The 11360-nt window shown below is 60.9% G+C and carries 11 protein-coding genes and 1 pseudogene; 6 read left to right on the forward strand and 6 right to left on the reverse strand.

The window, feature by feature from the left end; genetic code table 11:
• Nucleotides 1-94: 94 nt before the first annotated feature.
• Nucleotides 95-1192, reverse strand: a complete 1098-nt coding sequence (locus tag GIW04_RS21000) for a carboxynorspermidine decarboxylase (RefSeq protein WP_003191705.1) — start codon at nucleotides 1190-1192, stop codon at nucleotides 95-97.
• Between the two features lie 344 nt (nucleotides 1193-1536).
• Between GIW04_RS21000 and metE the strand changes: the two genes are divergently transcribed.
• Entirely contained in the window at nucleotides 1537-3825 is a 2289-nt protein-coding gene (gene metE / locus GIW04_RS21005; protein ID WP_120248138.1) for a 5-methyltetrahydropteroyltriglutamate--homocysteine S-methyltransferase, read from the forward strand.
• Nucleotides 3826-3956: 131 nt separating this feature from the next.
• Here metE and GIW04_RS21010 read toward each other — a convergent pair whose 3' ends face one another.
• Nucleotides 3957-5111, reverse strand: coding sequence for a DUF1624 domain-containing protein (locus tag GIW04_RS21010; RefSeq protein WP_120248137.1), 1155 nt, complete (start codon nucleotides 5109-5111; stop codon nucleotides 3957-3959).
• Between the two features lie 62 nt (nucleotides 5112-5173).
• On the opposite strand from GIW04_RS21010, the gene GIW04_RS21015 reads away from it, so the two are divergent.
• Nucleotides 5174-5716 (forward strand): DUF924 family protein, encoded by a 543-nt coding sequence (locus GIW04_RS21015; protein WP_120248136.1) that lies wholly within the window; start codon nucleotides 5174-5176, stop codon nucleotides 5714-5716.
• On the opposite strand, the gene GIW04_RS21020 is transcribed toward GIW04_RS21015, so the two are convergent.
• On the reverse strand, nucleotides 5713-7152 hold the full coding sequence (locus tag GIW04_RS21020; protein ID WP_057711775.1) for a hypothetical protein: 1440 nt from the start codon (nucleotides 7150-7152) through the stop codon (nucleotides 5713-5715). The genes GIW04_RS21015 and GIW04_RS21020 overlap by 4 nt on opposite strands.
• Nucleotides 7153-7298: 146 nt before the next feature.
• On the opposite strand from GIW04_RS21020, the gene yfcF reads away from it, so the two are divergent.
• Nucleotides 7299-7931: a glutathione transferase gene (gene yfcF, locus GIW04_RS21025; RefSeq protein WP_057711776.1), complete on the forward strand. Its 633-nt coding sequence runs from the start codon at nucleotides 7299-7301 to the stop codon at nucleotides 7929-7931.
• Here yfcF and GIW04_RS21030 read toward each other — a convergent pair.
• Nucleotides 7890-8174, reverse strand: coding sequence for a hypothetical protein (locus GIW04_RS21030; protein WP_034135748.1), 285 nt, complete (start codon nucleotides 8172-8174; stop codon nucleotides 7890-7892). The two genes, yfcF and GIW04_RS21030, sit on opposite strands and share 42 nt — an antisense overlap.
• A 138-nt stretch (nucleotides 8175-8312) precedes the next feature.
• Here GIW04_RS21030 and GIW04_RS21035 point away from each other — a divergent pair, with 138 nt between their 5' ends.
• Together GIW04_RS21035 and GIW04_RS21040 are read left to right on the forward strand one after the other, a co-directional pair.
• Nucleotides 8313-8957 carry an ATPase gene (locus GIW04_RS21035; protein ID WP_120248135.1) on the forward strand — a complete coding sequence of 215 codons (645 nt, stop codon included), beginning with the start codon at nucleotides 8313-8315 and terminating at the stop codon, nucleotides 8955-8957.
• A gap of 46 nt (nucleotides 8958-9003) precedes the next feature.
• Complete coding sequence (locus GIW04_RS21040) at nucleotides 9004-9345, forward strand: hypothetical protein (protein ID WP_034135746.1); 342 nt, start codon at nucleotides 9004-9006, stop codon at nucleotides 9343-9345.
• 143 nt (nucleotides 9346-9488) lie between these two features.
• Here GIW04_RS21040 and GIW04_RS21045 read toward each other — a convergent pair whose 3' ends face one another.
• Nucleotides 9489-10235 carry a creatininase family protein gene (locus GIW04_RS21045; protein ID WP_120248134.1) on the reverse strand — a complete coding sequence of 249 codons (747 nt, stop codon included), beginning with the start codon at nucleotides 10233-10235 and terminating at the stop codon, nucleotides 9489-9491.
• Between the two features lie 30 nt (nucleotides 10236-10265).
• Nucleotides 10266-10994, reverse strand: a complete 729-nt coding sequence (locus GIW04_RS21050) for a murein L,D-transpeptidase catalytic domain family protein (protein ID WP_003191690.1) — start codon at nucleotides 10992-10994, stop codon at nucleotides 10266-10268.
• 39 nt (nucleotides 10995-11033) lie between these two features.
• On the opposite strand from GIW04_RS21050, the pseudogene GIW04_RS21055 reads away from it, so the two are divergent.
• A pseudogene (locus GIW04_RS21055) lies at nucleotides 11034-11360 on the forward strand (L,D-transpeptidase family protein); the annotation flags it as partial.

Here is an 11360-nt window from a genome sequence, read left to right on the forward strand (position 1 = left end):
CGCGCACTTGTGGGCCACCACCTTGGCGACACCTCCTGCACCAATGATAAGAACGTTCTTTTTCAATTGCTTTATCTCTCCTTTATCCGCCAGCTCAGGACAGGCTGGACAGGTAGTCGTCGTAACCAAATTCACGAACCACCTCGACTGTACCGTCGAGTTGTTTCACTACGATGGACGGCATTTTCAGGCCGTTGAACCAGTTTTTCTTGACCATGGTGTAGCCTGCGGTGTCGATGAACGACAGCCGATCGCCGATGGCCAGCGGACGATCAAATTGATACTCGCCGAAGATGTCCCCGGCCAGGCAGGATTTGCCGCACACCATGTAGGTGTGTTCACCCTCGCTCGGCGCCAGCTTGGCGTTGAGGCGATAGATCAGCAGGTCCAGCAGGTGGGCTTCGATGGAGCTGTCTACCACGGCGAGATTTTTGCCGTTGTAGAGGGTGTCGAGCACGGTGACTTCCAGGGAGGCGCTGTTGGTGATCGCCGCTTCGCCGGGTTCCAGGTAGACCTGCACGCCGTACTTCTCGGAGAAGGCCTTGAGCCGCGCGCAGAATGCGTCCAGTGCATAGCCTTCACCGGTGAAATGGATGCCGCCGCCGAGGCTGACCCACTTGACCTTGTGCAGCAGCGTACCGAAGCGTTCCTCGATGGTGCCGAGCATCTTGTCGAACAGGCTGAAGTCGCCGTTCTCGCAGTTGTTGTGGAACATGAAACCGGAGATCTGGTCGATCACGCCATCGATCTTCACCGGGTCCCACTCGCCCAGGCGGCTGAACGGGCGCGCCGGGTCGGCCAGCAGGTAGTCGGAGCTGCTCACCTGTGGGTTTACGCGCAGGCCGCGGGTCTTGCCTTCGCTGCGTTCGGCAAAACGCTGCAGCTGGCTGATGGAGTTGAAGATGATCTTGTCGCAGTTCTCCAGCATCTCTTCGATTTCATCGTCGGCCCAGGCCACGCTGTAGGCGTGCGCTTCACCTTCGAACTTCTGGCGACCGAGCTTGAGTTCATACAGCGACGACGAGGTGGTGCCGTCCATGTATTGCTGCATCAAGTCGAATACCGACCAGGTGGCAAAGCACTTGAGCGCCAGCAGAGCCTTGGCGCCGGACTGTTCGCGCACGTAGGCAATCTTCTGCATGTTGACCAGAAGCTTCTGTTTATCGATGAGGTAGTACGGCGTTTTGATCATTTTTGAGAGCCTGCGGCGGTGCCTGCCAAAAAAGGACACGCATTGTGCCCGCACTTGGAACAGATCGAAAGGTTAGCCGGCGGATTTTGCGCGCCACGTTAAGCATAGGGCGTAAGTATGACCGTTCATAAGAATCACCCCGTCCCCCTGTGGGAGCACTCGAGCCTAAGCGAGGCCGCGATGACGCCGGCCCTGGCACCGCAAACCCTACAGTAGCGCCGCTAAAATCAGGCCCACCTAAACATGAGTAAATCTTGTGATGATCTAGAACAAAATGAGTTTGTCTCAAGAAACCCCTCTGCCGACAATGACCGCCATCAATCACACCATCGGAGTTGTAAGTCATGGCAGTCGCTCATTCCCTCGGGTTTCCACGCATTGGACGCGATCGTGAACTGAAAAAAGCGCAGGAAGCGTTCTGGAAGGGAGAGCTCGACGAAGCCGGCCTGCGCGCCGTTGGCCGTGATGTGCGCAGCACCCACTGGGCGCTGCAACAGCAAGCCGGCATCGAACTGTTGCCGGTGGGTGATTTTGCCTGGTACGACCAGGTGCTGACCCACTCGCTGATGTTCGGCGTGGTGCCTGAGCGATTCCGCCCGGCCGATGGCCAGGCCACTCTGCATACCTTGTTCGCCATGGCCCGTGGCGTCAGCGACAGCTGCTGCGGCGGAGCCCATGCCCAGGAGATGACCAAGTGGTTCGATACCAACTATCACTATCTGGTGCCGGAGTTCAGCGTCGATCAGCAATTCTACCTGGCGTGGGACCAGTTGTTCGAAGAGGTCCAGGAAGCCCTCGATTTGGGACACAGCGTCAAGCCGGTGGTGATCGGCCCGCTGACCTACTTGTGGCTGGGCAAGGCCAAGGGCGCTGACTTCGACAAGCTCGACCTGCTCGAACGACTGCTGCCGCTGTATGGCCAGATCTTCCAGCGCCTGGCCGATTTGGGCGTGGAGTGGGTGCAGATCGACGAGCCGATCCTGGCGCTCGATCTGCCCCAGGACTGGAAGAACGCTTTTGAGCGCGCCTATAACCTGCTCCAGCGCGACCCGCTGAAAAAATTGGTGGCCACTTACTTCGGCGGCTTGGAAGAAAACCTCGGCCTGGCCGCCAACCTGCCGGTGGATGGCTTGCATATCGACCTGGTGCGTGCGCCGGACCAGTACCCGACCATCCTCGACCGCCTGCCAGCGTACAAGGTGCTGTCCCTGGGTGTGGTCAACGGCCGAAACGTGTGGCGCTGCGACCTGGAAAAAGCCCTGGCTACCTTGCAGCATGCCCATGAGAAATTGGGCGATCGTCTGTGGGTTGCGCCGTCCTGCTCGCTGCTGCACAGCCCGGTGGATCTTGAGCGGGAAGACCAGTTGGATGCCGAACTGAAAAGCTGGCTGGCCTTTGCCGTACAAAAGTGCGCGGAAGTGGCGCTACTGGCCAAGGCAGTTGACCAGCCGTCAGCACCTGACGTACTCGCCGCCCTGGCCGAAAGCCGCGCCGTGCAGGGGGCTCGTGCTGCATCGTCACGTATCCATAAACCCGCTGTTCAGGCCCGTGTCGCCGCCATCACGGCGCTGGACAGCCAGCGTCAGTCGCCGTTTGCCCAGCGCATCGAAAAGCAACGGGCCGGGCTTAACCTGCCGCTGTTCCCGACCACCACCATCGGCTCGTTCCCACAGACCGCGTCGATCCGCCTGGCGCGCCAGTCGTATAAGGCTGGCAAGTTGAGCGAAGCCGAATACATCGAAGCCATGCACAGTGAGATCAAGCACGCTGTCGAGGTGCAGGAAAACCTCGGTCTGGACGTGCTGGTGCACGGTGAAGCCGAGCGTAACGACATGGTCGAGTACTTCGCCGAACAACTGGATGGCTACGCGTTCACCCGGTTCGGTTGGGTGCAGAGCTATGGTTCGCGCTGCGTGAAACCCGCGGTGATTGTCGGCGACTTGAGCCGCCCGAAAGCCATGACCGTGGAGTGGATTCGCTATGCCCAAGGGCTCACCGACAAAGTGATGAAGGGCATGCTCACAGGCCCGGTGACCATGCTGATGTGGTCGTTCCCACGGGAAGACCTGAGCCGCGAAGTGCAGGCCCGGCAACTGGCCCTGGCGATTCGTGACGAAGTGGTGGACCTGGAAGCGGCCGGTATCAAGATCGTGCAGATCGACGAAGCGGCTTTTCGTGAGGGCTTGCCGTTGCGCCAGGCGCAGTGGCAGCACTACCTGGACTGGGCGACTGAAGTGTTTCGTTTGTGCGCGAGTGGCGTGGGCGATGAAACCCAGATCCACACCCACATGTGCTACAGCGAATTCAACGACGTGATCGAGTCCATCGCCGCCATGGATGCCGACGTGATCACCATCGAAACCTCACGCTCGGACATGGAGTTGCTCGACGCGTTCGAAGCCTTCGCCTACCCGAATGAGATCGGCCCGGGGGTCTACGACATTCACTCGCCACGGGTGCCGGATGCCTCGGAAATGGCCAACTTGCTGCGCAAGGCCGCCAAGCGGATTCCGGCAGAGCGCTTATGGGTGAACCCCGATTGCGGCTTGAAGACGCGAGGCTGGCCGGAAACGGAGGCGGCGCTCATCCACATGGTCACCGCCGCTCGCCAACTGCGTGCCGAACTGGCCTGATTCCTGAGCCCGGCGCGGTTAAAAACTGTGGGAGCGGGCTTGCCCGCGAATGCGGTCTTTCAGTCACAACAGCAGTGGCTGACACACCGCTTTCGCGAGCAAGCCCGCTCCCACAATTTGCCTGCATCAGGTCAGAGGTATTTGAGCCACGCCAGGTCCCGCCGCCGGGCTTTCAGGCCGGCGAACCAACGCACGGGCAAGTACAGAGCAATCGGCAACAGCAGCGCTGCCAGCCACACCGCACCGATACCGTCGAAGCCAAAGTAATTGCCATGGTTGAGGCCAAACAATGCAACGCAGGCGACATAGAGGATTTTCAACACGTACAGGTGCAACAGATAAAAGAACATCGGCGCCGCGCCGAACACTGCCAGTACGCCGATCCAGCGCTTATGCCCGGCGTGTTCAAACGCCAGCAGCAACAGCAAGCCAATCCCCAGGGTCAACGCCAGGAACAACAGCGAAGGCGGGTACTTGGTGATGTTGAAAAAGCTCATCAGCGTCAGCACGCCGCTGTCATACACCTGCCAAGGCTGCTCGCCGTAGCCATTAAGCGCGCGCAACAGCCCAAAACCCACCAACGCGCCCACCCCCGCGATCAGCAAATAACGCTGACGCACAGCCGGCAGCGTGGCATTGGCAAACCATGGCCCGAGGCCGTAGCCCAGGGCAATCACACCGATCCATGGCAGTACCGGGTAGGTGGTGCGCAGGCGCAGGTTGTCAGACACTTCAATCCAGTTGCGTTCATGCAAGATCGTCCACGGCACGTGCCACATCGAACCGGCTGCAAAATGCAGCCCATCCAACAGGTTGTGCCCGGCGATAATCACCAGCGCCAAGCCGATCAGCCAGGCACGCGGTAGCCAAACCAACGCGGCAAGCGCGATCATGCTGATGCCGATGGCCCAGATCACTTGCATATAGATCACGCTGGGCGGCAGTTGGAAGGTCCACGCGAAGTTGACCAGGGTGAATTCCAGCACCATCAGGAACAGCCCGCGCTTGAACAAAAATGCCGACACGTCGCGACGGCCCTGATATTTCTGGCCATACAGCCACGCCGACAATCCGGTAAGCAGCACAAACACCGGCGCACACAGGTGAGCGAGGGTGCGGCTGAAAAACAACGCTGGCTCGGTGCTGTCAATGTTCATGGGGTCGCTGACCTGGCGGTGCAGCAAGAAGGTTTCCCGCACGTGGTCCAGCAACATGAACAGGATCACCAGGCCGCGCAGGGCATCGATGGACAACAGGCGTTTGCGTAAAGTCATAGCGTCAGTCATAAGTTGAGGATCACACGCAGGCACAATATTGACGTTATTCTATAACATTAAGCGAGGTAAGCATGACTTCACAATCGGCCGAAGCCGTAATCGCGTTCTGGAAACAGGCGGGGCCCAAGCGTTGGTTTGCCAAGGACGAGGCGTTCGATACAGCCTTTCGTGACAGCTTCCACGCCACCCATATGCAGGCGGCGCGGCGTGAACTCGAAGACTGGTTGACCACGGCGGATGGCGCGCTGGCGCTACTGATCCTGCTGGACCAGTACCCGCGCAACGCCTTTCGCGGCACGGCGCACATGTTCGCCACCGACCCGCTGGCCCGGTTGTATGCGCGAAAGATGGTGGACGCGGGGTTGGATCAACAGGTTGAACCTCAGTTGCGCGCGTTCTGCTATTTGCCTTTTGAACATTCGGAAGACCCACAGGACCAGCAACGGTCTCTGGCCCTGAACCGGCAGTTGGATGACAGCACCTATCACTGGGCCAAGGAGCATGCCGATATCATTGAGCGGTTCGGGCGGTTTCCGCATCGCAATGGGGTGTTGGGCAGGGCGAGCACCGATGAAGAGCTCGCCTTCCTCAAGGCCGGTGGCTTCGCCGGTTAGGCATGTTCTGGCGCCAGGCTTTGCTGGGCGCCAACACGTCGAAACCGCCGCACCCCCTTAAGGTCAATTGCCCACCGCAATGCTTCAGTGGCCGAAGGGCGCGGGCCTTGGGTGATCGCCTGTTCATCCTTGCCCAGTGCACTGAGGTAACCCTGTGTACCGCCGCGTTCGCTCCAATAATGAGTGTGGCTGAGCCAGGATCTGGCCAGCCAGCCTTTACCGTTGCCCACGGTCACCGGCAAGTCCAGCACGCCGCCGCCCATCACCGGCTTGACCGGGCCGCCGACGATGTCGCCGAATACGCCGAAGGGGGCAGGGAAGTACAGGTTGGTCCAGCGCGTGACGGCAAAGGCTGCGGCGTGGTGCAGGTAGTGCGGGGTGAAGGGCTTTTGGCCGAGCATCAGCGGTTGGCGGGCGTTGTAGCCGTAGCCTTGGGTGTCTTCGGTAGGCGGGCAGGCCGGGGCTTCGCGGCGCTCCATGCGCTGCTGGAAGTCACTGACGCTGCGGCCCAGCAACAGGCTGGCGTGGGCCATCGGGCTGCCGACCGTGACCAGGTCGGTGATGCGCCAGGGGTTGCCCAGGCCGCGCTGTTCGACGAATGCCTCGGCCTGTTGCTGACGAAAATTCAACAGGCTGCCCAGGCTGCCGTCCAGTAAGGCGCCAGCGGCGGGCAGGGCCTCCTTGACCACCGGTTGCAGCGGTTCGCGGTTGGCATAACGGGCCGCCAGCTCACGGTTGCTGGGGTTCAGTTGGGTCAGTTGGTCGTGGTATTCATGCCAGAGGTAGCCGACGATGTCGTAGGCAATCACGCTGCCCAAGCTGTGGCCCACGACGATGATGCGCTCGTAGTCGCCCTGGTTGTGCAGCGCACGCAGGAGGTCGACACCATCGGCACGGATCTGCTCGCGCACCCTCACGTTCTGCGGGTTGGGGCTTAAGTAGCGTGCGGCATCTCCCAGGTACGCCAGCGCCGAATAGCGCAGCCCCAGTCCCATGGCCGCGAGCAGCAGGGGGATCAGCGCGAAGGGGTTGTCGTTGGCGGGCAACTGACCCCAGGCTGCGGCCAGTGCGCCGCTGGCAATCAATAGCAGTAACGCCAACACCGTCCAGCGCGTGCTACGCCAGATCGGCACGATGGCGTCGGGAATGTCGCGCCGCGGGCGCTTGAAGATGTCCCACAGCCAGCCCAGCAGATGGCCGAGCTTGGTGCCCTGCATCTTGTGGGCCCAGTAGTACTCATAGAAATCCGTCGAGGTGCGGCCCGAGGACTTCAGTACGCGCAGGTCGAAGTTGCGCGACAGCCGATCCGGCTTGCTCCAGTACAGAGGTTTGCCATCGGGGGTGTCCGTGGGGATCATCGCTTCGACAAAGCCGCGCAAGGTGTCCATTGGGCGCTGCTCGCCGATGCCGTGGATAACCACAACTGCTTGTTTCATGTGCTGTTCCTTCCTTGAAAATCAGCGGTAGCCATAATATTGCCACTACCCGCGCTATTCCCGCCAGGAATGCCCCCATAAAAACCCTGCATTGTCTTTATCGGCCCGGATCTCGTAGCGTGATGGCTCATCCTAGGAGATTGCCCATGAGCCAAGGCCCGCTGCACCTCTACGTTGATTCGCTGTTTACCAGCCCTTATGCCATGTCGGTGTTTGTCGCCTTGCGCGAAAAAGGCCTGGCGTTCGAGACCCTCACCCTGGACCTCGATGCCCGGCAGAACCAAGCGGCAGATTTCGCCCAACGCTCCCTGACCCAGCGAGTGCCGACTCTGGTAGATGGTGATTTTGCGCTGTCGGAGTCTTCGGCCATCACCGAGTACCTGGACCAGGCCTACCCCGAGACCAGCGTGTACCCGGCGGATGTGCAGCAGCGGGCGAGGGCGCGACAGGTCCAGGCGTGGCTACGCAGCGACCTGCTGCCGATTCGCCAGGAGCGCTCGACGCTGGTGGTGTTCTGTGGGCAGAAGAGGCCGCCGTTGTCAGCAGACGCTCAAGCCGCCGCGACCAAGTTGATCAGCGCGGCGCAAGCGTTGCTGGCGGATAACCGCGAGTACCTGTGCGGCCAGTGGTCGATTGCCGATGTGGACCTGGCGGTGATGCTCAATCGCCTGATCCTCAATGGTGACGCCGTACCCACGCAGCTGGTGGCCTACGCGCAACGCCAGTGGCAGCGGCCGTCAGTGCGCGAGTGGGTCGAGCTGCGACGGCCCGCGCTCTAGCTCTGCCTGCTGGGCGACACGCCGGTCGAGGTCTTCCCAATCAGCCATGCCCAGCACGCGCATGGTGTTCAAACCGCGCAAGTAGCCGCGCAGTTGCTCGGCGCTGGCGCTGCCTTTTGCGGCGTCGGCGTTTGAGTCCAGCAGCACGGTTTCGTACTCGACCAGGTAGTCGGCGACCCGCTCGCGAAACTCTGGCAGTACTGCCTCGCGGATACGATCGAAGATTTTCTGGTAGGGCTTCATGGCGGGGTCCTTATAGATTTTATGGGCGGCCTGACACTATCGGTTCAAATGATAGTCACCATCAAGGATCACAAGTTCTGTTTTTTCGCCAAACGCGCAGAATCGGCACATCGAGACGCAGCCCAAGGAAAATGCGCGATGAGGACGATTATCCAGTTGGCTTTGATGGCCCTGATGCTGGGCACCGCGGTCATGACCACCCCGGCGATGGCCGATGAAGTGCGTACAGGCCATTTGCTGCCCCTGGTGGGTAGCGTAGACTCGCTGCAGCGTGCCCAGTCGGTGGGGGTGTTGTTCAGTGAAAACACCCGCGACAACCTCAGCTACCTCGAACGCTACCACGCCATGGCACTGAACGGCGCCAAGGATGCGCTGGATGGGCGGATTCGCGAGGCGTTCGTCAACAGCTCCGACCCGGAACTGGCGATCGACTGGTTGATGCACTCGTTGCAGGGCACTTTTGCCTCGGTGACGGTCTATAGCAGCCTGGATGCCCTGGTGCAGGCGCACCCGGATGTGGTGGTGGTGCTCGATACCCATAACCAATTGCTCACCCAGCGTAATGACCGGGTCGAGGCGCGCTTTGTCGCACGCTTCTTTGATGCGAACCTGCAGTTTATCGCCAAGGCCGAAGGCTCGGTGGACAAGCACGTGCCGTCCGTGTGGGTGCACGACAAGGCGGCCCCGGAGATTGCTGCACTGATCGAGCAACAACGCGATGTACAGCAAGATGCCCTGAAGCAGTTCGATGCGTCGCTCAAGGCCCTGGTTCGCGCAGGTTGACCCGCGAATGGTTGTGAACCCTATTTGGTTATTTTCAGGAATGAATATGCGCTCTTTCTTCGCCCCGGCCCTGGCTTGTGCTTCGTTGCTGCTGACCGGTTGTATCACGGCGCCCAATGCCCCATCGCTGACCCTGCAAACCAACAAGACCCCCGACGGCTATGTGCAATGCGTATTGCCCAAGCTGGAAAAGCATGGCATCACCTCGACCGTTACCCAGAACTCGCGCCACGCCAAGGTGCTGTTGACCAGCAAGATTGCCGCCGATGATGTGCTGGAGGCCTACAAGTCCCAGGACGGCACCAAGGTGTTCCTGTATGAGCGCAAGCCGCTGGCTTCGGCGATCAAGCCGTCACGGCTTGAGCAGGCCGCCCAGGATTGCAAATAAACCCGCACATGCACCGCAACCCCACCCTGTAACCAATGTGGGAGCTGGCTTGCCTGCGAAAGCGGTGGTTCAGTTAAAGATTCAGTGGCTGCCACACCGCCTTCGCGGGCAAGCCCGCTCACAGGGTATTGGCCCCATTTGGCTCAGGGTTTGGCTTCGTCGCTGAAGCTGTCGACGGTCTTGACCAGTCCTTGCGCCGCCAACGCCACCAACTCACCGCCTTTCTCCACGGTGGCCAACGCCGGGTCCGAGCCCATGCGGCCGTCAGGGAAGCGCGCACGGAAGTCCAGGGCTTCGCGAATCGGGCCGGTGTTGGCGATTTGCGGTGAGTACTCGGCAGACTTGATCGAATCCGGATACGCCCACTGCGTCACGGCAATTTCCGACGGCGTGGCGTGGCTGCCATGCCCGACCGGGAATTGGCGCTGGGCCAGGTCGGTGACGCCTTCCAGGTCCCACCAGTTCACCAGCTTCAGCGCGAACCCGGCCGGGCGGCGGGCGAAGCTGGCTTCGGCGTACAGCTCTGAGAACGCCGCTTCAATCGTGGCGATATTGCCGCCGTGGCCGTTGAGGAACAGGATCTTTTCGAAACCATGCCCGGCCAGCGAACGCACCCAGTCGCCAATCGCAGCGATAAAGGTGGAAGGGCGCAGGGAGATGGTGCCGGGAAAGCCCAGGTGGTGTTGGGCCATGCCGATATTGAAGGTCGGGCCGACGAGGATGTCGGCGTGCTTCTGGGCGTGGTGGGCGATGATCTCCGGGCACATCCAGTCAGTACCCAGCAGGCCGGTGGGGCCATGTTGCTCGTTGGAGCCGATGGGAATCACCACCGTGCGGCTGCGTTCCAGGAACTGCCCGATTTCGATCCAGGTGGAGGTGTGTAGAAGCATGCGACGCTCTCTTTTATCTATGGGGACAGGCTATCCGCCACGGATTGTACGACTACTCGCCACCTGTTGGGGTTTGCAATTGAGGTAGGTCGATGACTTCAGCCAGCGCTGGTCGGGGTACCACGAAAACATGAACTGCCCGTCCTTGAGCTTGTCCACCACTTGGCGGGCGACCTGCGGGCGCACGGCCGGGCAACCCTGGCTGCGGCCAATGCGGCCTTCGCGCTTGCTCCACAACGGGCTGACGTAATCGGCGGCATGAATCACGATGGCGCGGTCGCGGGCCTGGTCATTGAAGCCCGGCTCCAAGCCATCCATGCGCAGCGAGTAGCCATGGGCGCCCAGGTAGCTTTCCTGGGTGCGGAACAACCCCAGGCTCGACTGGTGGCTGCCTTCGAGATTGGAGAACTGGGTGGCGAAGTTTTCCCCGGACTTGGCACCGTGGGCCACCAGGTCGCGCAATACCAAGGTCTTTTTGCGCAAGTCGAAGATCCACAGGCGACGGGCGGTCGAGGGCTGGGAGTAGTCAATAACCGCTAGGCGATCGGAACGTTCCTCGCCGTTATTGACCGCGCACTGCACGGCGCTCAGGGCGCTTTTGAGCACGGTGGGATTGAGTTCTGGAGCAGAGCGCGCCAGGCTGCTATACAGGGAAAGAGAGGTGCCATTGGCGGCGAGCGCAACATTGCTCAATAAAGCCAGGCACCCGGTGATCAAGCCCAGGCTGGTTAGCCTGCGCCTGCGTATAAAAGTCAGCATCTACAGTCGAGTCCCCGCTGTGGAGTGGAGCTAAGTCAATTGTTCAAAAAACACGCATGTTACTTGAGCATTTGCCTGCTCGTTGCACCATTGGTCGCTACAGCCGAAACGCTGCCGTTAGAACCACTGCCCGTCACCACCCCTGCACCGGTCGCGCTCGCGCCGCTGCAACAGGCCTTGGCGCAGTTGACCAGTGTCTGCCCGCATCTTGCGCCGCGTATCGATGCCGCCGCGTTGGCGCGCCTGCAAACCTTTTACCAGCAGCAGGGCGATGCCCCGCTATGGGCGGCTGACGAACGCCGGCAAGCCTTGCATGCCCAGTTGCTGATGCTTGCCGACGATGGCCTGGACCCCACCCACTATAGC

The organism is Pseudomonas sp. PA-4-8C (assembly GCF_021606625.1).
GTDB lineage: Bacteria > Pseudomonadota > Gammaproteobacteria > Pseudomonadales > Pseudomonadaceae > Aquipseudomonas > Aquipseudomonas lactis.

Bases quoted from the DNA above. Each gene is read 5' to 3' on its own strand.
- GIW04_RS21035 (WP_120248135.1), top strand. From the start codon at position 8,313: ATGAGGACGATTATCCAGTTGGCTTTGATGGCCCTGATGCTGGGCACC.
- GIW04_RS21045 (WP_120248134.1), bottom strand. From the start codon at position 10,235: ATGCTTCTACACACCTCCACCTGGATCGAAATCGGGCAGTTCCTGGAA.
- GIW04_RS21000 (WP_003191705.1), bottom strand. From the start codon at position 1,192: ATGATCAAAACGCCGTACTACCTCATCGATAAACAGAAGCTTCTGGTC.
- GIW04_RS21040 (WP_034135746.1), top strand. From the start codon at position 9,004: ATGCGCTCTTTCTTCGCCCCGGCCCTGGCTTGTGCTTCGTTGCTGCTG.
- GIW04_RS21010 (WP_120248137.1), bottom strand. From the start codon at position 5,111: ATGACTGACGCTATGACTTTACGCAAACGCCTGTTGTCCATCGATGCC.
- GIW04_RS21030 (WP_034135748.1), bottom strand. From the start codon at position 8,174: ATGAAGCCCTACCAGAAAATCTTCGATCGTATCCGCGAGGCAGTACTG.
- GIW04_RS21015 (WP_120248136.1), top strand. From the start codon at position 5,174: ATGACTTCACAATCGGCCGAAGCCGTAATCGCGTTCTGGAAACAGGCG.
- yfcF (WP_057711776.1), top strand. From the start codon at position 7,299: ATGAGCCAAGGCCCGCTGCACCTCTACGTTGATTCGCTGTTTACCAGC.
- GIW04_RS21020 (WP_057711775.1), bottom strand. From the start codon at position 7,152: ATGAAACAAGCAGTTGTGGTTATCCACGGCATCGGCGAGCAGCGCCCA.
- metE (WP_120248138.1), top strand. From the start codon at position 1,537: ATGGCAGTCGCTCATTCCCTCGGGTTTCCACGCATTGGACGCGATCGT.
- GIW04_RS21050 (WP_003191690.1), bottom strand. From the start codon at position 10,994: ATGCTGACTTTTATACGCAGGCGCAGGCTAACCAGCCTGGGCTTGATC.